Here is a 23,429-nt window from a genome sequence, read left to right as displayed (position 1 = left end):
AAACCTTGTTCAGGAAATGTCCGCCTTGTCCGTGACCATCCCCGCTCGCAAGCCGATGCTCGCCGCCCTCGCTGGTGAGGCGCGCGCCCGTCCGCCCTTCTGGTTGATGCGTCAAGCCGGGCGCTATCTGCCCGAATACCGCGAGCTGCGGGCCAAGGCGGGCAGCTTTCTGGATCTCTGCTACAATCCCGACTTCGCGGTCGAGGTGACGTTGCAGCCGCTGCGCCGGTACGGCATGGACGCGGCCATCCTGTTTTCCGACATTCTGGTGGTGCCGCACGCGCTGGGCCAACCGCTGGCCTATCTGGAAGGCGAGGGGCCGAAGCTCGACCCCATCCGCAAGACGGAGGAGCTGTCCCGGCTGTCGCGCGAACGCTTTCACGAGGTTCTCGCCCCGGTCTATGAGACGCTGCGCCGTCTGACCACCGCCATCCCCACCGAAACCACGCTCATCGGCTTTGCGGGCGCTCCCTGGACCATCGCCTGCTACATGGTGGAGGGGGGAGGCTCCAAGGAGTACGCCCACGTCAAGCGTTGGGCCTACGGCGATCCAGAGGGGTTCGCCCGGCTGATCGATCTTCTGGTCGAGGTGACGGCGGACTATCTGTGCGCCCAGATCGAGGCCGGGGCGGAAACGGTTCAGCTTTTCGACAGTTGGGCCGGGGTGTTGCCCATCGGCCAATTCCGCCGCTGGGTGATCGAGCCGACCCGGCGCATCGTCGCGGCGGTCAAGGCCCGGCATCCGGAAACGCCGATCATCGGCTTTCCGCGCGGGGCGGGCCACGCCTATGAGGATTACGTCGCTGACAGCGGCGTGGACGCCGTCGGCCTCGACACCACGGTGTCGCCGCTGTGGGCGGCGCGCAACCTGCAAACCCGCCTGCCGGTGCAGGGCAACCTGGACCCGATCATGCTGGCGACCGGCGGCAAGGCGCTGACCGACGCCACTGGCGAGATTCTGGAATCCTTCGCCGCCCGGCCCTTCGTGTTCAATCTGGGCCATGGCGTGATCCAGACGACGCCGCCCGAGCATGTGGCGGATCTGGCCCGGCAACTGCGCCGTTGGCCGGATCTGGGCTGACGCCCAGACATAACAGCGGGACAACGCGACGCAACGACGCGACGCAACAAAGCGATGCAAGGGGGCTGGACAGGGGCGGGGGAAGACCCCAGTTTAGCGAACCATGTCCAGCCCCTCCGCTTCCCCGCGACGCGTCGCCGTCGTTCTGTTCAACCTCGGCGGCCCTGACGCCCCCGAGGCGGTGCGCCCGTTCCTGTTCAACCTGTTCGCCGATCCGGCGATCATCCGGTTGCCCAACCCGTTCCGCTTTCTGATCGCCAGCCTGATTTCCGGGCGGCGGGCGAAACCGGCGGCGGCGATCTACGCCCAGATCGGCGGCAAATCACCCCTGTTGGAAAACACCGAAGCCCAGGCCCAGGCGCTGGAACGCCAGTTGACCGAGAGCGGCGTGGAGTCGCGCGTCTTCATCGCCATGCGCTATTGGCACCCGATGAGCGCGGAAACGGCGGCCAAGGTGAAGGACTACGCACCGGATCTGGTGGTGCTTCTGCCGCTCTACCCGCAATTCTCGACCACCACCACGGCGTCGAGCTTCAAGGCGTGGGACGAGGCGGCCAAGACGGTCGGGCTGGATGTTCCGACCAAACGCCTGTGCTGCTACCCGACGCAGGCCGGTTTCATCGACGCGGTCGCCGACCAGATCCGGCCCCTGTACGAAGCGGCGTCCGCCCATGGGACGCCGCGCGTGTTGTTCTCCGCCCATGGTCTGCCCAAGAAGGTGGTCAGCGGCGGCGACCCCTATCAGTGGCAGTGCGAGCGGACGGCGGAATCCATCGCCGCCGCGCTGGGCGTCGACCATCTCGATTGGATCAACTGCTACCAGAGCCGCGTCGGCCCGATGGAGTGGATCGGCCCCAGCACCGACGCCGAGATCAAGCGGGCGGGGCAGGACGGCGTGCCGATCCTGATCGTGCCGATGGCCTTCGTGTCGGAGCATTCCGAAACGCTGGTCGAAATCGAAATCGAATACCGCCATATGGCCAAGGAGTGCGGCGTGCCGCATTTCACCCGCGTGCCGACGGTGGGGACCAACCCCATCTTCATCAGCGGGCTGGCCGGGCTGGTGCAACAGACGGTCGCCGCCAAGGCGCCGCTGTGCAGCCACACCGGCGGGCGGATCTGCCCGTCGAACTTCTCCGGTTGTCCGCACGCCAACCGCTGACGGCGATTGTTTCTGACACGACGCTCAAAAAGGGGTTTCCGGTGCTGTATCTGTGGATCAAGGCGTTGCACGTCATCAGCGTCATCGCCTGGATGGCCGGGCTGCTCTATCTGCCGCGCCTGTTCGTCTATCACACGCAGGCCGCCCCCGGATCCGAGGCGTCGGAGACCTTCAAGGTCATGGAACGGCGTTTGCTGCGCGCCATCATGAACCCGGCGATGATCGCCTCCTACCTGTTCGGCGGAACCATGATCGCCATGGACCTGTCGATCTTCCAGCAAGGCGGTTGGCTGCACGCCAAGCTGCTGTTTGTGGCGCTGTTGACCGTCAGCCACATGATGATGGCCCGCTGGCGGCGGGAGTTCGCCGAGGACCGCAACCAGCGGCCCCAACGCTTCTACCGGATCGCCAACGAGGTTCCGACCCTGTTGATGATCGGCATCGTGATTTTCGTCATCGTCAAACCCTTCTGACCAACCCCTTTGTTTGGTTGAGGGAAAAGCGGGCGGGTCGCGCCGGATCCGCCCCGCTTTCGTTTGACTTGCGCCGATCCTTCCGATAATCCTGTTTTCACCACGGGGTTTTTCGCCCTGCGGCACCCATCCCCACATCCGCCATTCCGACGCTCGTTCCTTGAGCCGGACGCGGTGGCTGGCGAGTCTGTTCAACTCCGCCAGGATTCCATCGCCGTCCAACCGACGCGACCGCCCCCACGCATGCGCTGTCGGCCGGGATTTCAGGCGCTCCCCCGCTGACGACATCACAGGCATACCCATGCATCTCCAAGAGCTGAAGTGCAAAAGCCCCGCCGAACTTCTGGCGTTTGCGGAGGAGTTGCAGATCGAAAACGCCAGCACCCTGCGCAAGCAGGACATGATGTTCGCGATCCTCAAGCAACTGGCCGAAAACGACATTCCGATCTTCGGCGACGGGGTTTTGGAGGTTCTTCAGGACGGTTTCGGTTTTCTGCGCTCGCCCGAGGCGAATTATCTGCCCGGTCCCGACGACATCTATGTCAGCCCCAGCCAGGTGCGCCGCTTTGGCCTGCGCACCGGCGACACGGTGGAAGGGCAGATCCGGTCGCCCAAGGACGGCGAGCGCTATTTCGCCCTGCTCAAGGTCAACACGATCAATTTCGACGCGCCGGACAAGGTCCGTCACCGCATCAACTTCGACAACCTGACGCCGCTCTACCCGGAAGAGCGGATTCGGATGGAGGTCGAAGACCCGACCAAGAAGAATTTGACCGGACGCATCGTCGATCTGGTGGCGCCGCTGGGCAAGGGGCAGCGCGGTCTGATCGTCGCGCCGCCGCGCACCGGCAAGACGGTGATGTTGCAGAACATCGCCCATTCCATCGCCACCAACCACCCGGAAGCCTATCTGATCGTTCTTCTGATCGACGAACGCCCGGAAGAAGTGACCGACATGGCCCGTTCGGTGCGGGGCGAGGTCATCAGCTCGACCTTTGACGAACCGGCGACCCGCCACGTCCAGGTGGCCGAAATGGTCATCGAGAAGGCCAAGCGTCTGGTCGAGCACAAGCGCGACGTCGTCATCCTGCTCGATTCCATCACCCGTCTGGCCCGCGCCTACAACACGGTGGTGCCGTCGTCGGGCAAGGTGCTGACCGGCGGCGTGGACGCCAACGCGTTGCAGCGGCCCAAGCGCTTCTTTGGCGCGGCGCGCAACATCGAGGAAGGCGGGTCGTTGACCATCATCGCCACGGCGCTGATCGACACCGGCAGCCGCATGGACGAAGTGATCTTTGAAGAGTTCAAGGGCACCGGCAATTCGGAAATCGTCCTGGACCGCAAGCTGTCGGACAAGCGTTCCTTCCCGGCCATCGACATTTCCAAGTCGGGCACCCGCAAGGAAGAGCTGCTGGTCGACAAGGGCACCATGTCGAAGATGTGGATCCTGCGCCGGATCTTGATGCCGATGGGCGTGACCGACGCGGTCGACTTCCTGGTCGACAAGCTGAAGCACACCAAGTCGAACAGCGAATTCTTCGACAGCATGAACCAATAAAGTTATTGGTTTTTGGACATGAAAAAGGCGAGGGGCCGATGGCCTCTCGCCTTTTTTCTTGCTCGCCATCGTCCGAAGCGGGGGCCGGATCCGGCCCCGCTTGCGCAACAGCGCCTTAGAACGGCGGCTGTTGCGGCTGCTCGGCGGTCGCCGCAGCGGCCTGACCCTGGCGGTGGTACAGGTCGGCGAAGTCGATGGGGTTGATCATCAGCGGCGGATAGCCGCCTTCGCGGGTCGCGGTCGAGATGATCGAGCGGGCGAAGGGGAACAGCATGCGCGGGGCTTCGATCATCAGCACCGGGCGATGATGCTCCTGCGGCAGGCCGGGAAGCTGGAACAGGCCGCCATAGGTCAGCTCGGCGAGGAAGGCGACGCCTTCGCCCTGGCGGGCTTCGCAACGGAGTTGGAGAACCACCTCGTAGATGTCCTCACCAACGGCCTGGGCCTGAACATCGACGCCGATGTTCACCTGGGGCTGCGGCTGGTTGGGCAGCAGGCTTTGCGGCGCGTTGGGGTTCTCGAAGGAGAAATCCTTCACATACTGGGCCAGGATGTGCATCGGCAGCGAGGACGCCTGGGTCTGCTCGGCGCCATTGCTCAGCTGATCGGACATAACGGACTCCTGAATCATCGGTCCGTCCGTCCTGGGGGCGGCGGGCCGCGATGGGTTGAGGTGGAGAAGCTTTCGCCAAAAGGCTGGCTATCATGGATCGCCGGGGCCTGCCAACGGAAAGCGCGAGGGTCAGTCTCGGCTGTTTGGCCGCCGATCGGGTGGTTGGTTGCCCCATTGGGAATCGGACAGGCGCGGCGTGCCGGGGGCGGCGTTCGGCGTCTGGTCGGAAACATCCTGGTAATCCCCGTCAATCACCCCCGGTTGCGCCTGGAACGATGGCCCGGCAGGGCCGGATCCGGCCCCCGATCCAGATCCGGGCTGGAAACCGCCGGGCGTTTGAGAAAAACTCGCCGATCCGAAAACTTGAAAGGCGTTTCCAGCGGCCAACCGACCGACCAGCCAGCGGCCCATCAGCCGACGCAAGGGCGGAATCAGCAGGACCAGCGCCAGAAGATCGCTCAAGAATCCCGGAATGATCAGCAAGATGCCGGCGATCACCACGCACACGCCGTCCAGCAGCCCGCTGAGCGCCGCGTCGCCTTGCAGGGCGGCCCCCTGCACGCGGCTGAGGGAGGCCAAACCGCGATGGCGGATCAACAGAACGCCGATCACCGCCGACAGCAGCAGCAGCCCGATGGTCGGCCCGGCGCCGATCCAGTCGCCGACCTGGATGAAACCGACGATCTCCAGGATCGGCAGCAAAAGGAACCACAACAGGATGGGCATGGCTGTCCTTGCTCTTCGGGCCTTCAAGCCCTATCTACAACTGGCTAAGCCGTCCGGTCGATCAAAAGGACCGGACGCGCGCCAATTGCGCGTCTGTCGATTACAGGTAATGTGGCGCGGGCGATGGGTCCAGGGGGAAGCCGGTGCGATCATCGGGTTTGATCCGCTCTGGACAGTGAAACCGGAAGGATGTGGACAATGGGAGATGGGTTCGTGTTCATCGAGATCGTGATCTTCGCGATGATCGCGGCGTTTCTCGTTTACCGCCTGCGCAGCGTTCTCGGTCGCCGCACGGGCGAGGAGCAGCCGCGCCCCAACCCCTTCACCGCGCGCGCCGGGCAGCCCGACAACGTCATTCCCTTGCCCAACCGCGACCGTCCGCGTCCCGATGACGCGGTTGTGTCGGACGAACCGCTGTCGCTGGCCGGGTCGCTTGACCAGATCAAGGCCGTCGATTCCAGTTTTGATGAAAAGCATTTCCTGGACGGCGCCAAGGCGGCCTTCCAGATGATCGTCGAATCCTTCGCCCGTGGCGAGTCCGCGACCCTGCGCCCATTGCTGGCCGACGACGTGTTCGCCAGCTTCGACCGGGTGATCCGCGACCGTCAGAGCCGGGGCGAAACCGACGACACTCGCGTCGAGCGCGTGCGCGAGGCCGAGGTGGTGGAGGCCCGTCTCGACCAGGGCCGCTACGCCGTGGTGACGGTGCGTCTGGTCTCCGATCAAATCAACGTTCTGCGCGGTCGCGACGGCGCGGTGATCGAGGGCGATCCGAAGGCGGTGGTCGAGGCCAACGATGTTTGGACCTTCGCCCGCGACACCCAGTCGCGCAGCCCCAATTGGGTCTTGAGCGAAATCCGGGCGATCCACTGATCGTGGCGGGCTGGCGTCGGGTTTCTGTCGGTCTTCTGCTTCTGGCGGTCGCCTTGGCCGCCTGCGAGCGCAAGGAGGAGGAGGCCAAGGCGCCGCCGCCCGCGCCCGCGCAACCGGCTTCGCCGCCGGACGCGCTGACCCTGTCCCCACTCGCCTTTGCCGATCTGCCCGGCTGGACGGTTGACGCGCAATCGGCGGCGCTGCCAGCCTTGGCGCGCTCCTGCAAGCGGATGATGAGCCTGCCGCTGGACCGTCCGGTCGGGCCGGGCGGGATCGCCGGGACCATCGCCGATTGGCAGACGCCCTGCACCCGGCTGGCGCTGCTGGCCTCGGCGGACGACGCCACGGCGCGCAGCTATTTCGAGGCGCACTTCACCCCCTACGCGGCGGGCAACAACGGCGACCGCAAGGGGCTGTTCACCGGCTATTACGAAACCGAGCTGGAAGGCTCCCGCCAGCCGGATCCGGCCTATCCCGTGCCGCTCTACAAACGGCCGAGCGATCTGGTGATGGTCGATCTTGGCGAGTTCGCCGAGCGCTGGAAGGGCGAACGCACCGCCGGGCGGGTGGTGGACGGGCGTTTGAAGCCGTTTGAAGACCGCGCCGCCATCGAAGCCGGGGCCTTGCGCGGCAAGGGGCTGGAACTGCTGTGGCTGAAGGACCCCATCGCCGCCTTTTTCCTGCACATCCAAGGCTCAGGGCGCGTGCGCCTGCCCGATGGGACGGAGGAGCGGGTCAATTACGCCGGGCAGAACGGCCACAAATATGTGGCCATCGGCAAGGAGTTGATCGAGCGGGGCGCGTTGAAGAAAGAGGAGGTCTCGCTCCAGACCATCCGCGCTTGGTTGATCGCCCATCCCGACGAGGCGCAGGCCTTGATGAATAAGAATCCGTCCTACGTCTTTTTCCAGACGATGAAGGGCGATGGACCGATCGGCGCCCAGGGCGTGGCGCTGACGCCGGGCCGCAGTCTGGCGGTGGATTCCAAATTCTTGCCCTACGGCGTTCCGGTCTGGCTGGACGCGGAAGACCCGCTCGACCCCAACCAGCCCTTGCGCCGTCTTCTGGTGGCGCAGGACACCGGCGGGGCCATTCGTGGCCCTGTGCGCGGCGATGTGTTCTGGGGGCATGGCGCGGAGGCTGAGAGCAAGGCCGGGGTGATGAAAAGCAAGGGTGGCTATGTTCTGCTTCTGCCCCAAGGGGTAAAAATTACAACAAAGAAATAATACATAAGAATGCAGGAAACGAACGAAGCAATTTTGCGCTTAAATGTTGTTTGGGTTAGAGTGTGAAACGCCCACAGCGGCAATCGCGGATACCCAAAAGAATGTGGCTGCGAATTCCCATGCTTGGCAACATAAGACAGGAAAATTTTGTACGGCGAATGGTGGTCGGCGCCGTGCTTGCCAGCCTTTTGGTTGGTTTTCTCGTTGCGCTTGTCTTGGTTCAGGGGTTCCGGCAACGCGAGGAGCAGGCGGTTGTCACCGTTGAAAATTTGTCGTGGGTGATCGAGCAAAGCCTGGGGGGCGCGATCACTCTGATCGATCACGCTCTGCTGTCGGCCAGCGATGAAGCCAGCCGACAAATGCAGGACGGCGGCGGGCTTGATCCCGTGTCTTTCAACGCCTTTCTTGCCCGCCAGAACGCCCGCCTTCCCAACGCGGATGGGTTGCGGGCGACCAACGCCGAGGGCGCAACCCTGTATGGCGAAGGGGTGCTTCCCGGCGCCAACGCGGTGGGGCGCGACTATTTCATCAAGCTTCGCGACGATCCCAACGCTGGTTTGGCGATGTCCAAGCCTTTGATTGGTCGGATCAGCAAAAAATGGGCGGTTATTTTTGCCCGCCGTATGAACAAGCCGGATGGTTCTTTTGCAGGCGTGGTGTTTTCCCCGATAAATCTTGAATCATTCACAAAGATATTTTCTCAAATCAAGGTTGGCCAGCAGGGCGCCGTGTCCTTGTTCGACAGCGAAGCGGCTCTGGTTGTCCGTTACCCCGAGCAGAACGGATTCGGCAGCGCCATTGGGAAAAAGGTAAACTCAAATTTACTTCAAGAATTGATTAAGACAGGAAAAAGTAAAAACGCCGAAAGAGCAATATCTCAGGTTGATGGTGTTGATCGCATATACTCCAGTCGAAAAATAACAGGATATGAACTTTATATTTCAGTCGGATTGAGCATAGAAGAATCGTTGGAGGGATGGAAAACAAACGCGATAACATTAATTGTCATATGGTTGTTGTTTACACTGGTTTTCTTTTCTCTAACCATTCAGACGGCTCGCGGTTGGCGGCAACGGGTGGCCACCTTGAAGACCCTTGAGGAAAAGGCCGAACTGGAGGCCAAGGTGGCGGATCGCACCCGCGATCTGGAGGAGTTGAACCGCAAGCTGTCGGCGCTCAGCGCCACGGATGGCTTGACCGGCATCGCCAACCGCCGCCGCTTTGACGAAACCTTCGCTCAGGAATGGAACAGAGCGGCGCGCAGCGGCCAGACGCTGGCCTTGATCCTGTTCGACGTCGATCTGTTCAAGAATTACAACGACCATTACGGCCATCTGAAGGGCGATGATTGCCTGCGCAAGGTCGCTCAGCTTCTGCATGGACACGCGCGCCGTTCGGGCGATTTGGTGGCCCGCTATGGCGGGGAAGAGTTCGCCTTCATGGCCCCTGGGATGGACGACGAGGCGATTTTCGCGCTGGCGGAAACCATTCGCAAGGCTTTGGAAGGGCTGGAGATTCCTCACGCCATGTCGCCCTTGTCGCGGGTGACGATCAGCGCGGGGGTGGCGGTGCGCGTTCCAGGATTCGGCGATCCGCCAGAAAGTCTGGTGATGCTCGCCGATCAGGCGCTCTATCGGGCCAAGCGAGAGGGGCGCAACCGGACCATTCTGGCGGAGGACGTCGTCGCCGCCGAGTGATCGGAATGGGTTGCGCCCGTTCCGTTACGCCTTGCCGATCATCCGGCCCAGGTCGCGTCCGGCGAACAGGTGGATGTGCAGGTGCGGCACTTCCTGGTGCGCGGCTTCGCCGCAATTGGACAGAATGCGATAGCCGGGTTCCGCCGCGCCGGTCATGCGGGCGACCTCGCCCACCGCGCGGAACAGACCGGCGATTTCCGCCTCCGACGCCTTGGCGGTGAAATCGTCCAGATCGATGTAGGCGCCCTTGGGGATCACCAGAACATGGGTGGGGGTCTGCGGCTCAATGTCGTGGAAGGCGAGGGCGTGCTCCGTCTCCAGCACCTTCTTGCAGGGGATTTCCCCGCGCAGGATGCGGGCGAAGACGTTGTTGGAATCGTAGCTCTTGGCCATCGGGCGGGTCCTTGTGTGTTCGGTCAGGACTTGCGGGCTTTTTTCTCATCCAGGCCGCTGACGCCTTCGCGTTGGGCCAGCTTTTCCCAGACGACGACGGGATCCAACCCAGCGTCGGCCCACAGCACCATCAGGTGATAGAGCAGGTCCGCCGATTCCGCCGCAAGCGCCGCCTTGTCGCCGCGCACCGCCTCCAAAATGGCCTCGACGGCCTCTTCACCCACCTTCTGGGCGATCTTGGCGGTTCCCCGGCTGTAGAGCTTGGCGGTGTAGGAGCTTTCCGGGTCGGCCCCCTTGCGGGACAGCACGATGGTGTAAAGCCGGTCGAGCGTCTCGCCCGACAGCTTGTGCGTCTTGGGATCAGCCATGACGGGCGCCTCCCTGGTTGTTGGCCGGGCGCACCGGAATTCCGGCGTCGCTCAGGGCCTGCTTGGCCTGGCCGATGGTGTAGGTTCCGAAATGGAAGATCGACGCGGCGAGCACGGCGGTGGCGTGGCCCTCGCGGATGCCCTCCACCAGATGGTCGAGCGTTCCGACGCCGCCGGACGCGATGACCGGAATTTTCAGGCTGTCGGCCACCTTGCGGGTCAGCGCCAGATCGAAGCCGCTCTTGGTGCCGTCGCGGTCCATCGAGGTCAGCAGGATCTCGCCCGCCCCCAGCGATTCCATCCGCTTGGCCCACTCGATGGCGTCAAGCCCGGTGGCGTTGCGCCCGCCATGGGTGAACACCTCCCACTTGCCGGGGGCGACATTCTTGGCGTCGATGGCGACGACGATGCATTGCGCGCCGAACTTCTGGGCGGCTTCCTGGACGAATTCGGGCCGGTGGATGGCGGCGGTGTTGATCGACACCTTGTCGGCCCCGGCCAGCAGCAGCTTGCGGATGTCCTCGACCACGCGGACGCCGCCGCCGACGGTCAGCGGCATGAACACCTGTTCGGCGGTGCGGCGCACCACGTCATAGATGGTGTCGCGGTTTTCGTGGCTGGCGGTGATGTCGAGGAAGGTCAGCTCGTCGGCCCCCTCGCGGTCATAGACGCGGGCCTGTTCGACCGGATCGCCAGCGTCCACCAGATCGACGAAATTGACCCCTTTGACGACCCGCCCGTCCTTGACGTCCAGGCAGGGGATGACGCGCATCTTCAGCATCAGTCGGCGTCCTCGACGGCGGGGGCGGACAGGAGGGCGAGCGCCTCTTTCGGGTCGATGCGCCCGTCATAGAGGGCGCGGCCGCAGATGACGCCCTCGATGCCGGTGTCCTCCTCGGTCTTCAGCGCGATCAAATCCTCCATCGACGACACGCCGCCCGACGCGATGACCGGCGTGGTCAGATGGAAAGCGAGATCGGAGGTGGATTCGACGTTCACCCCGCCCATCGCGCCGTCGCGGTTGATGTCGGTGTAGATGATGGCGGCGACGCCGCAATCCTCGAACTTCAGGGCCAGATCCAGCGCCTTGATGTCCGACGTTTCGGCCCAGCCCGCCACCGCGACATAGCCTTCGCGCGCGTCGATGCCGACGGCGACCTTGCCGGGGAATTCGCGGCAGGCCGCCTTGACCAAGTCGGGATCGCGCAGGGCGACGGTGCCCAGAATGACGCGGCTGACGCCTTTTTCCAGCCACATGCCGATGGTCTTGAGATCGCGGATGCCGCCGCCAAGCTGCACCGGGATGGTCACGGCCTTCAGGATGCTTTCAACCGCCGCGCCGTTGACCGGCTTGCCTTCAAAGGCGCCGTTCAGATCGACCAGATGCAGCCACTCGAACCCCTGGCTTTGGAACAGGCGGGCTTGATCGCCCGGATCGGTGTTGAAAACCGTGGCCTGGCTCATCTCGCCGCGCAGCAGGCGGACGCAGGCGCCGTCTTTGAGGTCGATGGCGGGGTAGATGATCATGGCGGCGTTCCGTCTTGTGGCGTGTTGGGTCCGAGGTCTTTGGAATAGAAATGTCCGGCAAGCCGGTCGCCCTTGACCAGCGCGTAAAAGGGATGGGTGCCCCAACGCTTGAAGCCGAGCGTCTCGTACAGCGCGATCGCCGCCGTTTGGGTCTCGCGGACGTCGAGATTGAGCACGCGGAATCCGGCGGCGCGTGCCTCTTCCTCGACCGCTTGCGTCAACAGACGGGCCAGACCATGGCTGCGCGCCCAGGGCGCGACGAAGGCGGTGGTCAAGGTGGCGGCGTGGCCTTGAGCCTCGTTGTTGCGCGGCGGCTTGACCAGTTGGGCCGATCCGGCGATGACGCCGTCCAGCCGGGCGACGAACAGGATGCGTTCCGGCACCACCAGAACGCCCTTCCAATAGCGTTCCATGACGTCGCGCGACGGCGGATCGACCCAGCCAAAGCCGCCGCCGACCGTGATGGCGTCGTTGGCGGCGTCGCACAAATCATGCAGGTCGCCGTTTTTCAGCGCGTCCACCCGCTCGATGGCGATGTGCGCCATGTCTCAGGCTTTCCAGCGCAGGAAATTGGCGATCAAGGCGAGGCCGGTCGCCTGGCTCTTTTCCGGGTGGAACTGGGTGCCGACCATGTTGTCGCGCCCGATGACGGCGGCGAACGGCCCGCCGTAATCGACCGAGGCGATCAGCGTGTCGGGGTCGTCCAGTTTGAACTGGTAGGAATGGACGAAATAGGCGTGCGCGCCCTCCGGCAACCCGGCGAGCACCGGGTGGGGGCGCTGGATGTTCAGCTCGTTCCAACCCATGTGGGGAATCTTCAGCGACGGGTCGGACGGCTGAAGCTTGACCACTTCGCCCTTGATCCAGCCCAGCCCCTCGGTCACGCCGAATTCGCGGCCCCGTTCGGCCATCAACTGCATGCCGACGCAGATGCCCAGGAAGGGACGGGCGCGGCGGTGGACCACCTCGTCCAACGCCTCCAGCATGCCGGGAACCTCCGACAGGCCGCGTTTGCAGTCGGCGAAGGCGCCGACGCCGGGCAGAACCACGCGGTCGGCGCGGCGCACCGCGTCGGCGTCCGACGTCACGAGAATGGTGTAAGAGGCTTCGGCCTCACCGGCGGCGCGCTCGATCGCCTTGGCGGCGGAGCGCAGGTTGCCAGAGCCGTAATCGATCAGCGCGACCGTTTCCATGAACGTCTCAAACCCCAGTCAAAAGGACCCAATCAGAAAAACAAGGTCCTTGGCCTTACAGAGACCCGCCCAAGGTGCCTTTGGTCGATGGCACGGCGTCGCGCTTGCGCGGGTCGATCTCCACCCCAGCGCGCAGGGCGCGGGCGAGCGCCTTGTAGCAGCTTTCGATGATGTGGTGGTTGTTCTCGCCATACAGGGTTTCGACGTGCAGCGTCACCCCGGCGGCCATGGCGAAGGCCTGGAACCATTCCTTGAACAGCTCCGTGTCGAAATCGCCCAGCTTGTCGCGGGTGAAGGCGACCTTCCAGATCAGGTAGGGGCGGTTGGAGAAATCCAACGCCACACGGGTCAACGTCTCGTCCATCGGGACATAGGCGTGGCCGTAGCGCTGGATGCCCTTGCGGTCGCCCAGCGCCTTCGCCACTGCCATGCCGATGGCGATGCCGCTGTCTTCGGTGGTGTGGTGGCCGTCGATGTGCAGGTCGCCGTCGGCGTGGACCGTCAGGTCCATCAGGCTGTGACGCGACAGTTGCTCCAGCATGTGATCGAGAAAACCGAGGCCGGTTTTGACGTCATACACGCCGGTTCCATCCAGATTCACCGCAACCCGGATCCGGGTTTCGGTCGTGTTCCGCTCGATCGAGGCGCGGCGGACGCCATTGGCAAGGCTCTGGTCCATGCTGATTTTGTAGCAGGAAGCGGGCAGGGGCGCCAGCGGCGGCGCGCTTGGCCGCCCGCTTGTTGTTGTCGGTGATTCAATTCCGACGATTGTCGGATGCGCGTGTGTGAATTACTGTTGAACACACGCATTACGAGCATAGCCCGATATGTCGATCCAGCCGCGACCCTGGCGCCGCCTTTGCGCGGTCATTCTCCTGGTGATGGCCGCCGCCTTGCCATTGACGGGCTGTTTGACCGCGACGACCCAACCACGTCCCGACCCCGCCGCGCGGGTCGCGCCGGGAACCACCGAGCCGCTGCGCTTTGGCGGGCTGTCGATCAACGCGATGCGGCGGGGGATGGAGATTGGGCGCTATGTCTGGGATCTGGATTGCGCCCCGCCCTATGACCCGGTGTTCTGGACCAGCGGCGCGGGCATGCGGCGCGGCTCCACCATTGACGCGCGCTTTGGCGAGGTGATGGCCGACACCGGCTTTGACGTGGTTGGGCGCGACGGCGGGCCGGACGCGCCAAGCGGCGGCGACAACCGGGCGCGTTTCACCGTGCAGGGAGAGTTGCGCGACATCCGGCTGGAGCTGTGCCATCGCAACAACTGGCTGACCGGCGCCAACAAGGGCGTGTCGGGAACCGGCAGCGCGCGGGTCGATTGGTCGGTCTATGACGCGCGCGATGGTCGGCTGGTCCACCGCGCCGCCACCAGCGGGGTCAGCCGCCAGGACAGCGGCGTTCCCCAGGGCGACATCCTGTTGATTGAGGAAGCCTTCGCGGCGGCGGCGGATCGTCTGGCCGCCGACCCTGGTTTCCGCGCGGCGCTGCGTCGGGGTGGCCCGCCGGTTCCCTCGGGCGGCAGCGGCTTGGGCGGCGGCGACGGATCGGCGGCGGTGGCGGGGGAGACGGTCGGGCGCGGTCTTGCGGATCCCGGCTTGGACTCATCGCCGGGCCGCCCAGCGTCCACGCTGACCATTCTGACTCCGGCGGCGGAGCGTGGCGGTTCGGACAGAATGGACGCGCGGCTTGGCGCGGCCCGGATCCGGGCCGGATCCGGCCATGGCCTCGTGATTGGCGCGGTGTCTCGGGATGGTGGTTGGCACTCCTTGTTGCTGGCGCCGCAGATCAGTCCTGGCCATAGCGTCATGGTTCATCCGGCGCGTGGGGTGGAGTTGACCGGCAGCGTGGAGGACTGGGACGCCGTCAGCGGCTTCGCCCTGGTCCGTGTTCCGGCGCGGCTGACCGCCGTCGCGGTGCGGGGCGCGCCGCTGCGGGTCAGCGACCCGGTTCGTGTCGTGATGACGCGGTCGGGCGGCGAGGATGGACAGCGCGAGGCCAAGGGCATCGTCGGCGGTCTGCCGCTTGATCCCCAGCGTGGAGTCGCGGTGATCCAGGCGGATCTGGGGTTGGCCGACCCGTCGGGGGGACGCGTCGAGGCGGGCGACGCTCTGCTGGACGACAGCGGCGCGTTGGTTGGCGTGGCGTTGGGGTCGTCCGGCATGGCGATGACGGCGCCGCCGGGTCTGACGGCCTTCTTGCCGGTCAGCGGCATCCTGTCGCGCCTTGGGGTGGATCTGCGGCAGGAGGGGGCGGCGCCGGTCAGCCGGAAGGATCGGGACCGTTCCCCGGACAACGACCACGACGCGGAGCTTGACGGGAACGGCGACCCTCCCACATAGACCGCAGGCCCGCGCGCGTGTCATCCTTATGACCGTCGCCGTGGGTTCGGCAGGTCCTTTTCACAAGCGCGGTTGTCCCATGTCTTCTCACGCGTCCAACCCCCATGACCCGATCCAGTGGCACGGCACGACGATTTTGTCGGTGCGCAAGAACGGGCAGGTGGTCATCGCCGGTGACGGTCAGGTCTCGGTCGGCCCGACGGTCATGAAGTCGAACGCGCGCAAGGTGCGCTGGCTGGCGGGCGGCAGCGTCATGGCCGGGTTCGCCGGGGCGACAGCCGACGCCATGACCCTGTTCGAGCGGCTGGAAGGGAAGCTGGAGCAGCATCCCGGCCAATTGACCCGCGCGTGTGTGGAGATGGCCAAGGATTGGCGCACCGACCGCTATCTGCGCCGGTTGGAAGCGATGATGGCGGTGGCCGACAAGAACGTCAGTCTGGTGCTGACCGGCAACGGCGACGTGCTGGAACCCGAAGACGGCTTGATCGGCATCGGGTCGGGCGGCTCCTACGCCCTGTCGGCGGCGCGCGCGTTGATCGACCTGGACGGCTTCGACGCCGAGGCGGTGGCCCGCAAGGCGATGAAGATCGCCGCCGGAATCTGCGTCTACACCAACGAAAACGTCACGCTTGAAAAGCTCTGACCGGGGAATCCGCCATGACCGCCGCCTTCAGCCCCCGCGAGATCGTCTCGGAACTCGACCGTTACATCATCGGCCAGAACGACGCCAAGCGCGCCGTCGCCATCGCGCTGCGCAACCGCTGGCGCCGCCAGCAACTGCCCGAGGCGCTGCGCGACGAGGTGCAGCCGAAAAACATCCTGATGATCGGCCCGACCGGCGTCGGCAAAACCGAAATCGCCCGCCGTCTGGCCAAGCTGGCGCAGGCCCCCTTCCTGAAGGTCGAGGCGACCAAATTCACCGAAGTCGGCTATGTCGGGCGCGACGTCGAGCAGATCATCCGCGATCTGGTCGAATCCGCCATCGTCATGACCCGCGACAAGCTGCGCAAAGAGGTCGAGGCCAAGGCCGAATTGCGCGCGGAGGAGCGCGTGCTCGACGCGCTGTGCGGCGACAGCGCCAGCGCCGAGACGCGGGCCAAATTCCGCAAGATGCTGCGCGAAGGCACGCTGAACGACAAGGAGATCGAGATTCAGGTCGCCGAGACCGGATCCGGCGGCGCCCTGCCGACCTTCGACATTCCCGGCGTGCCGGGCGGCCAGATGGGCATGCTCAATCTCAACGACATGTTCGGCAAGATGATGGGCGGGCGGACCAAGCCGCGCCGCTTGACCGTCGCCGACAGCCACACCGTGCTGATGGCCGAGGAATCCGACAAGCTGTTGGACCAGGACACGGTGATCGCCGAGGCGATTCGCGCGGTGGAGCAGAACGGCATCGTCTTTCTCGACGAAATCGACAAGATCACCGCCCGGTCGGACACGCGCGGCGGGGCCGACGTCAGCCGCGAAGGCGTGCAGCGCGATCTTCTGCCCTTGATCGAGGGCACCACCGTGTCCACCAAGCATGGCGCGGTGAAGACCGACCACATCCTGTTCATCGCGTCGGGCGCCTTCCACATCGCCAAGCCGTCGGACCTGCTGCCCGAACTGCAAGGCCGCCTGCCGATCCGCGTCGAGCTGAAGGCGCTGGGGCAGGATGATTTCAAGCGCATCCTGACCGAACCGGAAGCCAGCTTGATCCGCCAATACAAGGCGCTGCTGAAAACCGAAGAGGTGGATTTGGTCTTTACCGACGACAGCATCGACGAGCTGGCCCGTCTGGCGACCGAGATCAACGCGTCGGTCGAAAACATCGGCGCCCGCCGTCTGCACACCGTGCTGGAACGTCTGTTGGAAGAGGTCAGCTTCACCGCCAGCGACAAGAGCGGCGAGACCATCACCATCGACGGCGCTTACGTCCGCGACCGGGTGGCCGCCTTGGCCAAGAACACCGATTTGTCGAAGTTCATTCTGTAAGGGCGGTTTGCCGAGGCCAAAAGCCCTTCCTCCGCCGTGGGGAGGGGCTTTTTGTCAATAGTCGGGCCAATTGGCTTGCGAGAACACGCCGCCGTCCACCCACAGCGTTTGTCCGGTCACAAAGGATGAGGACTCGCTGGTCAGGAACATCACCGGGCCGACGATGTCGTCGGGCGTTCCCACCCGGCGCAAGGGCGTGATCTTCGCCCATTTTTCCGAATAACCCGCCGCTTCCCCGCTGGTGCGTTCGGTCGCGATGGCGCCGGGAGCCACGCAATTCACCCGGATTCCATACGGCCCCAATTCGACGGCGGCGACCTTGGTGAATTGCTCGACGCCGCCCTTGGACGCCGTGTAGTCAACCAGCTTTGGGAAGGCCAGCTTGTTGCAGCCGGAGCCGATGTTGATGATGGATCCCGGCTTGCCCGCGTCGATCATCAGACGGGCGGCGGCCTTGGTGTTCAGGAAGCAGCCCTTCAGGTTGGTGCGGATGACGCTGTCCCAGGAGTCCTCATCCAACTCCAACAGGCTCGACCAGCTTTGCGTCCCGGCGTTGTTGATGAGAACGTCCGGCGCGGTCCCAAACCAATCGGCGGCCGCCTGATAGAATCGGTCGACATCCTGACCGACGCCAACGTCGCATGGGAAGCCACGGATCGCTCCGCCATGGCTCTCGGCGTTCGATTCCAGAGTTTGGACGGCGTCTGACAGGGAGCGGTCGCTGAAGGCCACGCGAAAGCCGTTCTGGGCGAGCGCTGTGACCAGACGCCGCCCGATGCCCGACTGGCCTCCGGTGACGACCGCGCATCGGCTCATGGCGTTTCCCCTCATCATTCAGCGCTGTTTGAAGTGGCCACGTTGTTTCAAGGCGTCGTCTCCGCCTTGGCGGCAACGACGATGGCCGGGAGTCCGACAGGGGACAGCCGACGTTCCCAACTGTTTTTCCAAGGGTTCGCCGCCGCCGTGGGGCCGATCAGGCGGGTGATTTACGCCGCTTCCTGCATCATCCCGGCGACCACCGTGTACATCTCAACCCAGGCGGTCTTGATCTCGGGCGTGAACGCGTCGCCCAGATTTTTTTCGATGGCGAACAGCAACGCTTGAGCCACCGTTTGATAGTCTTTTTTGGTCACGCCATACGTGACGTGGCGCTTTCCCAGATTGACGACCGTGTTGCGAATGGCGTTTGGATTCTTGAGGTTGCTGACCGCAATCGACATCGTCATCATCAACTTTTCGCCCTGCGCCTTCATGTCTGACTTGAAGAGTTTGCGCAGAGACGGATCAATCTCAAAGAGGCGGTTGTAAAAATCGTCAGCGACTTTTGCTTTGGACAGAGCGAGGCGACCAAAGGAAACAGTGACCATCTCGATGTTTTTAGGAGACATCATGGCAAGGACCCCGGATGAGAAGAATTTTGTCCGGCGACCGTAAGAAAAATACGCGAACCCCGCAAGGGATAGAATCTATATATTGCGTGTGTGTAACTGGATTGTCTGTCCTTCACAATCTGGGCGCCTGCCTGACAGGTGGCGACGTTGGACCGCTCAACGCCGCCGTCCGGCCACCCGGCGGACGCCGATTGTTTTGCGCGGCGGCACGGCGTCGAGGATCGTCAGCAGGCGGTCGAGCGTCTCCTCGTCCAGATCGCCGATGCGTTCGGACAGGCGGTTGGCCAGTTCGGTCGCCTTGGCGCTGAGGCCGGAGCTGTCCACCGTCACGCGCGGGTGGGACAGATCCGCCAGCCGCTCCAGCGCTTCCGCCTCGTCCCAGATGATGCCGAAATAGGCGCAGATCTGGCGGACGAGTTGGGGGGAGGGCTGGCCGCGTTTGCCATGCTCCAAGGCCGACAGATAGGCGGACGAGATCGACAGGTCGGTCGCCATCTGCTTCAGCGTCACGCCTTTGGCGTCGCGCAGCGAACGGACCCGTTCGCCGAACGGAGTCATCGGGGAGTTTCCCAAAGGGTCAAGGACGTGCTTAGTCCTTACGGTCGCGCCGCCTTTTTATCAAGACATACAAGGCGCCGTCGCCGCCGTCCTTGGGTTGGGCGGGTTGAATGGCGACGATCATCGGGCGCAGGGCCGGGTCGCCCAGCCAACGCGGCACGGCTTGACGCAACACGCCCAATCCTCCCCCCAGTCCACTTTTGTCGCTGCCCTTTCCGGTGATGACCAGCACGCAGCGCCGCCCGTCGTTCCAGGCGTGATGAACGAATCCGGCAAGCGCCATGTGGGCTTGCGCCTGGGTCATGCCATGCAGGTCGATCCGCCCCTCGATCACCAATTGGCCCTTGCGGAAACGGTCGCTGGTGCGGCGGTCGATGTTGGCGGTCGATCCCGGCGTCAGCGGGGCCAGACTGCGGCCCGGTCGCGCGGCGGCGGCGCGCGGCTGGGCGGTGGGCGGCGGCGCGAGGCGGGTCGCCACCGGCTCGTCGAGCGCGGGCGGCGGCGGTTCCGGTTCGGGATCGAGCGCCCGGCCCGGCATGGGGTCGGCGTCGCGCATGGCGATCCGCCACAAATGCCGCTCCTCAGGCGTGGGCAGGCGTCGGCGGGTCATCGGCGCGAACCTTCTTCGATCTGCTGGAGCGGTTGGCTCGGGGGTTGGGGGCATAAATCCCGACAGCGCTCCGCTGTCAATCGCTGTCGCCGCAACGCTCCCGTCTTCAGCGCGCCCATCAGGGGCCGGATCCGGCCAGCGGCCCGGCCAGTGGGTAATCGCTCAACGCCTCATACACCGACCCGCCGTTGCCGAGATGGCTGCGGTAGAGGGTGACGCGATCAACCACCATCGGCCCGGCGCGGAACAGGCCGTTGTCGGTCAGGAAGCGGCCCAGCCGATCCGGTGGCGGGTCGCGCAACCGGGCCAAGGTGACGTGGGGGGAGAATTTCCGCTCCTCGGCGGGCAGGCCGCAGCGGACCAGCGCCGATTCCACCTTGGCCTGAAGATGGCTCAGCGCCTCGTTCCGCTCCACCCCGGCCCATAGGATGCGGGCGCGCCGCGCGGAGCCAAAAACGCCGACACCTTCCAACGTCAAGGCGAAGGACGGCGCGCGCAGCGCCGTCAACGCCTCATCCATGTCGATGGCTTGATCCTCATGGACGTCGCCGATGAAGCGCAGGGTCAGATGCAGGCTCTCCGGTTCCATCCAGCGCGCCCCCGGCACCCCGCCGGACAATCCGGCGAGGCGCTGGCGAACCGCGTCCGCGATGGTGATGGCGACGAAGAGACGGATCATCGGCGGCGGGTCCGCGTCTGGGTTCGGGGCAGGGGGCTTAGGGGCAGGGGTCGGGAAGGCGGTTGTGCACAGCGTCGATCTCGGCCAGCACCTCGTCCGACAGGGTGACGTCGATGGCTTCGATGTTCGATATCAGCGTCTCCATTGTCGTCGCCCCGATCAAGGAGGAGGCGACGAAGGGCTGATGGAGCGTGAAGGCGATGGCCATTTGCGACGGCGACAAGCCGTGACGCTGGGCGATGTCGAGATAAGCCAGCGTCGCCGCGTCGGCGTTGGCGGTGGCGTAGCGCGAGGCGCGGTGATCCAGCGCGCGGCGCGAACCGGGCGGCACGGCGCCGTTCAGGTATTTGCCGGTCAAGGTCGCGGCCCCCAGCGGCGAATAGGCCAGCAACCCGACCTCCTCGCGCAGGGAAACCTCCGACAGCCCCTGTTCAAAGGTCCGGTTCAGCAGATTGTAGGCGTTTTGGATGGAGACGACGCGCGGCAGCCCGACCGTTTCGGCGGCGCGCAGGAAGCGCATGACGCCCCACGGGGTTTCGTTCGACAGGCCGACATGGCGGATCTTGCCCGCTGTCACCAGATCGGCGAAGGCCGCCAGCGTCTCTTCAATCGGCACGCCGTCCTTCTCCGGCGTGTGGCTGTAGAGCCGCGCGCCAAAACGCGCGGTGGCGCGGTCGGGCCAATGGAGTTGGTAAAGGTCGATGTAGTCGGTCTTCAGCCGGGACAGGCTGGCCTCGACCGCCGCGAACAGGTTGGCGCGGTCGGGCCGGGATTTGCCGTCGCGCACCCAGGCGAATCCGCCGCCGCCGCCGATGACCTTGGTCGCCAGGATCACCTTGTCGCGCTGGCCGCGCGACTGGAACCAGGAACCGATGATCGCCTCGGTCTTGCCATAGCTGCTGGCGGTCGGCGGGATGGCGTACATTTCCGCCGTGTCCCAAAACGTGACGCCCCGCTCCAACGCGGCGTCCATCTGGGCGTGGCCTTCGGCCTCGCTGTTCTGGGCGCCCCAGGTCATGGTGCCAAGGCCGATGGCGCTGACCGACAGGCCGCTGCGGCCAAGGGAACGATACTGCATCCGAAACAATCCTTACAGGAAAAGGGTCAATACGCCTGTGTAACCATAAAGGCGGTTGTGGGATATCTCGCCCGACGCGTAGAAGCCGACCAGCGGCACGTCGCCGAAGGCCTCGCGGATCATCGCCAATTCGGCGTTGGGGTCGCCGAACAGGCTGGGGCCACGGGCGATGCAACTGACATAGACCGCGCCCTTGGGCGGCGACGTCACCCGCTTTTTCAGCGTGGCGAGCGTGCGGCGCATGTCGGCGGCGGCGTTGTCGCCGTCGCGGCGGGTGAACAGGATGCTTTGCCCCGTCGTCACCGGCTCGGCGATGGACAGCCACCCGGCGCGCGGGTCGATGGCGATGAGGTCGCGCACCAGATAATCCTGGGTGTCCGACCCGGCGATGGGCAGACCGGCGCAGATCAACCCGGCGACGCGGCGCAGATCATTGGCCAGATCCGGGCCGATGTCCTCCTTGAACACCTCCAGGGCTGGGCGTCCGTCGATCTCCAGGATCACATTGTCGTCGCTGGCGGTGATGGTCCGTTTCGGCCCGATGGGCAGGCAGCCTTGCGTCTTGGCGGTGGCCACCGTGATCGAGGGCGCGAACAGCACGCCCGACAGGCCGCCATCGGCCACGGCGCCGCCGCTGCTGTCGCCAGTCTGGGTGAATTGCGGAAACTCCGCCCGCGACGCGCTGGTTCCGCCGACCAGAAAGGCGCTGGCGCTGTCCGACAGGTTGGCGACCAGACTGGCGAGCTGTTGGCAACGCGGGTCGGCGTGGACCAGGGCGAGCGCCGCGCCATGCTTGTCCAGCCAGCCGCCCGCCGCGCGGCGCAGCGGGTCGAGGTCGGTGGTCAGCATCGGGAACAGGCGAAAGCTGTCCTCGGGCAGACGGACGGCCATCACCGCCATCGCCGGTTCGTCGAAGAACACGCCGTCCGTGCTGACGACGCCGATGCCGACGGTGCCGACCCAATCCTGAATGCCGGTGACGCCGCGCAACAGGGTGACGATGCTGGTCGCGTGTTCGGCCAGCCCGTCGGTGATGTAAAGCAGGCCCAGATTGCAGCCCGCCACCGGCCCCAGCCGGTCGAGGCAGGCTTTCGTCGCCAGCCCCCAATCGGCGCCGGTGGCGCTGGCGGCGTGAAAGGGCTGGTCGGGCGGGGCGGAGGCGGTTCTCATTGGGGCGTCAGCCTCCGGCTTTGGGCAGGGAATCGAGCAGGTTGGTGACGGCGGGCAGCATCCGTTCGACGATCACCGCCACGCCCTGGGCGTTGGGGTGCAGCCCGTCGGCTTGGATCAAGGCCCGATCCGTCGCCACCCCGTCGAGGAAAAAGGGATAGAGCGGCAGATTGTGGCGGGCCGCCAGATCGGGATAGAGCGCGTTGAACGGCTCGGTGTAGGTGCGGCCAAGGCTGGGGCTGGCCAGCATGCCGAGCAGCAGGACGGGGATTTTCCGCTCTCCCAAACGGGTCAGGATGGCGTCCAAATTGGTCTTCGCCGCGCCCGGATCAAGGCCGCGCAGCATGTCGTTGCCCCCCAACCCGACCAGGGCCGCGTTGGGTTGGTCGGCCAAGGCCCAATCCAGCCGGGCCAAACCGCCCGCCGTGGTGTCGCCCGACACCCCGGCGTTGATGACGGTGACGGCGTAGCCCTTGGCGGTCAGCGCCCGTTGCAACTGGCTGGTGAAGCCCTGCGCCTCGGGCAGTCCGTAACCGGCGGTCAGGCTGTCGCCGAAGGCCAGCAGCTTGACCGGCGGGGCGGCGGACGCGGGGGCGGCAAAAGCGGGGGCCGGGGAGGTCACGACGCCGACGCCCAGCAGCAGGGCTGCGGCGGCGACCAGCGCGCGACCGTTGAAAGCGCGGCGGTCCATGCCATATGGCGAACGTCCTTTCCGCATGATCGAGAGA

Annotated in this window: 27 protein-coding genes; 10 read left to right on the top strand and 17 right to left on the bottom strand. The window is 65.1% G+C overall.

Annotated elements, in window-relative coordinates; genetic code table 11:
* Nucleotides 1–25 precede the first annotated feature (25 nt).
* From hemE to rho, 4 genes are all read left to right on the top strand, one after another.
* A complete protein-coding gene (gene hemE / locus D3877_RS15005; protein ID WP_420796899.1) occupies nucleotides 26–1,081 on the top strand; it encodes a uroporphyrinogen decarboxylase in 1,056 nt (351 codons plus the stop codon).
* A gap of 103 nt (nucleotides 1,082–1,184) precedes the next feature.
* The gene (gene hemH, locus D3877_RS15000; RefSeq protein WP_119831557.1) at nucleotides 1,185–2,243 is read left to right on the top strand and encodes a ferrochelatase; all 1,059 of its coding nucleotides are present in this window, start codon (nucleotides 1,185–1,187) and stop codon (nucleotides 2,241–2,243) included.
* 41 nt (nucleotides 2,244–2,284) lie between these two features.
* Entirely contained in the window at nucleotides 2,285–2,716 is a 432-nt protein-coding gene (gene hemJ, locus D3877_RS14995) for a protoporphyrinogen oxidase HemJ (RefSeq protein ID WP_119831556.1), read from the top strand.
* A gap of 301 nt (nucleotides 2,717–3,017) precedes the next feature.
* Nucleotides 3,018–4,274 carry a transcription termination factor Rho gene (rho, locus tag D3877_RS14990; RefSeq protein ID WP_119831555.1) on the top strand — a complete coding sequence of 419 codons (1,257 nt, stop codon included), beginning with the start codon at nucleotides 3,018–3,020 and terminating at the stop codon, nucleotides 4,272–4,274.
* A 115-nt stretch (nucleotides 4,275–4,389) separates the two neighbouring features.
* Here the strand turns inward: rho and secB are convergent, their stop codons facing one another.
* Together secB and D3877_RS14980 are read right to left on the bottom strand one after the other, a co-directional pair.
* Nucleotides 4,390–4,887: a protein-export chaperone SecB gene (secB, locus tag D3877_RS14985; RefSeq protein ID WP_119832465.1), complete on the bottom strand. Its 498-nt coding sequence runs from the start codon at nucleotides 4,885–4,887 to the stop codon at nucleotides 4,390–4,392.
* A gap of 129 nt (nucleotides 4,888–5,016) precedes the next feature.
* On the bottom strand, nucleotides 5,017–5,613 hold the full coding sequence (locus D3877_RS14980; RefSeq protein WP_119831554.1) for an FxsA family protein: 597 nt from the start codon (nucleotides 5,611–5,613) through the stop codon (nucleotides 5,017–5,019).
* 198 nt (nucleotides 5,614–5,811) lie between these two features.
* On the opposite strand from D3877_RS14980, the gene D3877_RS14975 reads away from it, so the two are divergent.
* From D3877_RS14975 to D3877_RS14965, 3 genes are all read left to right on the top strand, one after another.
* Complete coding sequence (locus D3877_RS14975; protein ID WP_119831553.1) at nucleotides 5,812–6,486, top strand: Tim44/TimA family putative adaptor protein; 675 nt, start codon at nucleotides 5,812–5,814, stop codon at nucleotides 6,484–6,486.
* 2 nt (nucleotides 6,487–6,488) lie between these two features.
* A complete protein-coding gene (gene mltA / locus D3877_RS14970) occupies nucleotides 6,489–7,712 on the top strand; it encodes a murein transglycosylase A (protein WP_238474898.1) in 1,224 nt (407 codons plus the stop codon).
* A gap of 101 nt (nucleotides 7,713–7,813) precedes the next feature.
* Nucleotides 7,814–9,409: a sensor domain-containing diguanylate cyclase gene (locus D3877_RS14965; protein WP_119831552.1), complete on the top strand. Its 1,596-nt coding sequence runs from the start codon at nucleotides 7,814–7,816 to the stop codon at nucleotides 9,407–9,409.
* 24 nt (nucleotides 9,410–9,433) lie between these two features.
* Here D3877_RS14965 and D3877_RS14960 read toward each other — a convergent pair whose 3' ends face one another.
* The 7 genes from D3877_RS14960 to hisB are packed head-to-tail and all read right to left on the bottom strand — an operon-like array spanning nucleotide 9,434 to nucleotide 13,569.
* Nucleotides 9,434–9,802, bottom strand: coding sequence for a histidine triad nucleotide-binding protein (locus D3877_RS14960; protein ID WP_119831551.1), 369 nt, complete (start codon nucleotides 9,800–9,802; stop codon nucleotides 9,434–9,436).
* Between the two features lie 23 nt (nucleotides 9,803–9,825).
* Nucleotides 9,826–10,170: a phosphoribosyl-ATP diphosphatase gene (locus tag D3877_RS14955; protein WP_119831550.1), complete on the bottom strand. Its 345-nt coding sequence runs from the start codon at nucleotides 10,168–10,170 to the stop codon at nucleotides 9,826–9,828.
* A complete protein-coding gene (hisF, locus tag D3877_RS14950) occupies nucleotides 10,163–10,951 on the bottom strand; it encodes an imidazole glycerol phosphate synthase subunit HisF (RefSeq protein ID WP_119831549.1) in 789 nt (262 codons plus the stop codon). Before hisF ends, D3877_RS14955 begins: the two co-directional genes overlap by 8 nt.
* The gene (gene hisA / locus D3877_RS14945) at nucleotides 10,951–11,697 is read right to left on the bottom strand and encodes a 1-(5-phosphoribosyl)-5-[(5-phosphoribosylamino)methylideneamino]imidazole-4-carboxamide isomerase (RefSeq protein ID WP_119831548.1); all 747 of its coding nucleotides are present in this window, start codon (nucleotides 11,695–11,697) and stop codon (nucleotides 10,951–10,953) included. Before hisA ends, hisF begins: the two co-directional genes overlap by 1 nt.
* Complete coding sequence (locus D3877_RS14940; protein ID WP_119831547.1) at nucleotides 11,694–12,242, bottom strand: GNAT family N-acetyltransferase; 549 nt, start codon at nucleotides 12,240–12,242, stop codon at nucleotides 11,694–11,696. Before D3877_RS14940 ends, hisA begins: the two co-directional genes overlap by 4 nt.
* Nucleotides 12,243–12,245: 3 nt before the next feature.
* A complete protein-coding gene (gene hisH / locus D3877_RS14935) occupies nucleotides 12,246–12,890 on the bottom strand; it encodes an imidazole glycerol phosphate synthase subunit HisH (protein WP_119831546.1) in 645 nt (214 codons plus the stop codon).
* Nucleotides 12,891–12,945: 55 nt separating this feature from the next.
* Nucleotides 12,946–13,569, bottom strand: coding sequence for an imidazoleglycerol-phosphate dehydratase HisB (gene hisB / locus D3877_RS14930; protein WP_119831545.1), 624 nt, complete (start codon nucleotides 13,567–13,569; stop codon nucleotides 12,946–12,948).
* A 148-nt stretch (nucleotides 13,570–13,717) separates the two neighbouring features.
* On the opposite strand from hisB, the gene D3877_RS14925 reads away from it, so the two are divergent.
* The 3 genes from D3877_RS14925 (at nucleotide 13,718) to hslU (ending at nucleotide 17,215) form a co-directional block, all read left to right on the top strand.
* Nucleotides 13,718–15,238, top strand: a complete 1,521-nt coding sequence (locus D3877_RS14925) for a serine protease family protein (protein WP_119831544.1) — start codon at nucleotides 13,718–13,720, stop codon at nucleotides 15,236–15,238.
* Nucleotides 15,239–15,317: 79 nt separating this feature from the next.
* Nucleotides 15,318–15,881 carry an ATP-dependent protease subunit HslV gene (gene hslV, locus D3877_RS14920; RefSeq protein ID WP_119831543.1) on the top strand — a complete coding sequence of 188 codons (564 nt, stop codon included), beginning with the start codon at nucleotides 15,318–15,320 and terminating at the stop codon, nucleotides 15,879–15,881.
* A 14-nt stretch (nucleotides 15,882–15,895) separates the two neighbouring features.
* Nucleotides 15,896–17,215: an ATP-dependent protease ATPase subunit HslU gene (gene hslU / locus D3877_RS14915; protein ID WP_119831542.1), complete on the top strand. Its 1,320-nt coding sequence runs from the start codon at nucleotides 15,896–15,898 to the stop codon at nucleotides 17,213–17,215.
* Between the two features lie 54 nt (nucleotides 17,216–17,269).
* Here hslU and D3877_RS14910 read toward each other — a convergent pair whose 3' ends face one another.
* From D3877_RS14910 to D3877_RS14875, 8 genes are all read right to left on the bottom strand, one after another.
* A complete protein-coding gene (locus D3877_RS14910) occupies nucleotides 17,270–18,031 on the bottom strand; it encodes an SDR family NAD(P)-dependent oxidoreductase (RefSeq protein WP_119831541.1) in 762 nt (253 codons plus the stop codon).
* A 170-nt stretch (nucleotides 18,032–18,201) separates the two neighbouring features.
* Complete coding sequence (locus D3877_RS14905) at nucleotides 18,202–18,606, bottom strand: globin domain-containing protein (protein ID WP_119831540.1); 405 nt, start codon at nucleotides 18,604–18,606, stop codon at nucleotides 18,202–18,204.
* 156 nt (nucleotides 18,607–18,762) lie between these two features.
* Nucleotides 18,763–19,164: a helix-turn-helix domain-containing protein gene (locus tag D3877_RS14900; protein WP_119831539.1), complete on the bottom strand. Its 402-nt coding sequence runs from the start codon at nucleotides 19,162–19,164 to the stop codon at nucleotides 18,763–18,765.
* Between the two features lie 31 nt (nucleotides 19,165–19,195).
* On the bottom strand, nucleotides 19,196–19,774 hold the full coding sequence (locus D3877_RS14895) for a Smr/MutS family protein (RefSeq protein ID WP_119831538.1): 579 nt from the start codon (nucleotides 19,772–19,774) through the stop codon (nucleotides 19,196–19,198).
* A 118-nt stretch (nucleotides 19,775–19,892) separates the two neighbouring features.
* A complete protein-coding gene (gene thpR / locus D3877_RS14890; RefSeq protein WP_119831537.1) occupies nucleotides 19,893–20,453 on the bottom strand; it encodes an RNA 2',3'-cyclic phosphodiesterase in 561 nt (186 codons plus the stop codon).
* Between the two features lie 37 nt (nucleotides 20,454–20,490).
* Nucleotides 20,491–21,531, bottom strand: coding sequence for an NADP(H)-dependent aldo-keto reductase (locus tag D3877_RS14885; protein WP_119831536.1), 1,041 nt, complete (start codon nucleotides 21,529–21,531; stop codon nucleotides 20,491–20,493).
* 12 nt (nucleotides 21,532–21,543) lie between these two features.
* Nucleotides 21,544–22,701 (bottom strand): FIST signal transduction protein, encoded by a 1,158-nt coding sequence (locus tag D3877_RS14880; protein ID WP_119831535.1) that lies wholly within the window; start codon nucleotides 22,699–22,701, stop codon nucleotides 21,544–21,546.
* Between the two features lie 7 nt (nucleotides 22,702–22,708).
* On the bottom strand, nucleotides 22,709–23,392 hold the full coding sequence (locus tag D3877_RS14875) for an arylesterase (RefSeq protein WP_238474897.1): 684 nt from the start codon (nucleotides 23,390–23,392) through the stop codon (nucleotides 22,709–22,711).
* Between the last annotated feature and the right edge of the window lie 37 nt (nucleotides 23,393–23,429).

This window comes from Azospirillum cavernae (assembly GCF_003590795.1).
GTDB classification, from domain to species: Bacteria; Pseudomonadota; Alphaproteobacteria; order Azospirillales; family Azospirillaceae; genus Azospirillum; species Azospirillum cavernae.
The sequence above is the reverse complement of the archived record's forward strand: the minus strand, read 5'-3'. Positions and strand labels throughout refer to the sequence as shown.

Bases quoted from the DNA above. Each gene is read 5' to 3' on its own strand.
- D3877_RS14905 (WP_119831540.1), bottom strand. From the start codon at position 18,606: ATGATGTCTCCTAAAAACATCGAGATGGTCACTGTTTCCTTTGGTCGC.
- D3877_RS14975 (WP_119831553.1), top strand. From the start codon at position 5,812: ATGGGAGATGGGTTCGTGTTCATCGAGATCGTGATCTTCGCGATGATC.
- D3877_RS14980 (WP_119831554.1), bottom strand. From the start codon at position 5,613: ATGCCCATCCTGTTGTGGTTCCTTTTGCTGCCGATCCTGGAGATCGTC.
- D3877_RS14895 (WP_119831538.1), bottom strand. From the start codon at position 19,774: ATGACCCGCCGACGCCTGCCCACGCCTGAGGAGCGGCATTTGTGGCGG.
- D3877_RS14910 (WP_119831541.1), bottom strand. From the start codon at position 18,031: ATGAGCCGATGCGCGGTCGTCACCGGAGGCCAGTCGGGCATCGGGCGG.
- D3877_RS14960 (WP_119831551.1), bottom strand. From the start codon at position 9,802: ATGGCCAAGAGCTACGATTCCAACAACGTCTTCGCCCGCATCCTGCGC.
- hslU (WP_119831542.1), top strand. From the start codon at position 15,896: ATGACCGCCGCCTTCAGCCCCCGCGAGATCGTCTCGGAACTCGACCGT.
- hisF (WP_119831549.1), bottom strand. From the start codon at position 10,951: ATGCTGAAGATGCGCGTCATCCCCTGCCTGGACGTCAAGGACGGGCGG.
- rho (WP_119831555.1), top strand. From the start codon at position 3,018: ATGCATCTCCAAGAGCTGAAGTGCAAAAGCCCCGCCGAACTTCTGGCG.
- hslV (WP_119831543.1), top strand. From the start codon at position 15,318: ATGTCTTCTCACGCGTCCAACCCCCATGACCCGATCCAGTGGCACGGC.
- secB (WP_119832465.1), bottom strand. From the start codon at position 4,887: ATGTCCGATCAGCTGAGCAATGGCGCCGAGCAGACCCAGGCGTCCTCG.
- D3877_RS14925 (WP_119831544.1), top strand. From the start codon at position 13,718: ATGTCGATCCAGCCGCGACCCTGGCGCCGCCTTTGCGCGGTCATTCTC.
- D3877_RS14955 (WP_119831550.1), bottom strand. From the start codon at position 10,170: ATGGCTGATCCCAAGACGCACAAGCTGTCGGGCGAGACGCTCGACCGG.
- D3877_RS14875 (WP_238474897.1), bottom strand. From the start codon at position 23,392: ATGGACCGCCGCGCTTTCAACGGTCGCGCGCTGGTCGCCGCCGCAGCC.
- hisH (WP_119831546.1), bottom strand. From the start codon at position 12,890: ATGGAAACGGTCGCGCTGATCGATTACGGCTCTGGCAACCTGCGCTCC.
- thpR (WP_119831537.1), bottom strand. From the start codon at position 20,453: ATGATCCGTCTCTTCGTCGCCATCACCATCGCGGACGCGGTTCGCCAG.
- D3877_RS14940 (WP_119831547.1), bottom strand. From the start codon at position 12,242: ATGGCGCACATCGCCATCGAGCGGGTGGACGCGCTGAAAAACGGCGAC.
- D3877_RS14880 (WP_119831535.1), bottom strand. From the start codon at position 22,701: ATGAGAACCGCCTCCGCCCCGCCCGACCAGCCCTTTCACGCCGCCAGC.
- D3877_RS14965 (WP_119831552.1), top strand. From the start codon at position 7,814: ATGTGGCTGCGAATTCCCATGCTTGGCAACATAAGACAGGAAAATTTT.
- D3877_RS14900 (WP_119831539.1), bottom strand. From the start codon at position 19,164: ATGACTCCGTTCGGCGAACGGGTCCGTTCGCTGCGCGACGCCAAAGGC.
- hemH (WP_119831557.1), top strand. From the start codon at position 1,185: ATGTCCAGCCCCTCCGCTTCCCCGCGACGCGTCGCCGTCGTTCTGTTC.
- hisA (WP_119831548.1), bottom strand. From the start codon at position 11,697: ATGATCATCTACCCCGCCATCGACCTCAAAGACGGCGCCTGCGTCCGC.
- D3877_RS14885 (WP_119831536.1), bottom strand. From the start codon at position 21,531: ATGCAGTATCGTTCCCTTGGCCGCAGCGGCCTGTCGGTCAGCGCCATC.
- hisB (WP_119831545.1), bottom strand. From the start codon at position 13,569: ATGGACCAGAGCCTTGCCAATGGCGTCCGCCGCGCCTCGATCGAGCGG.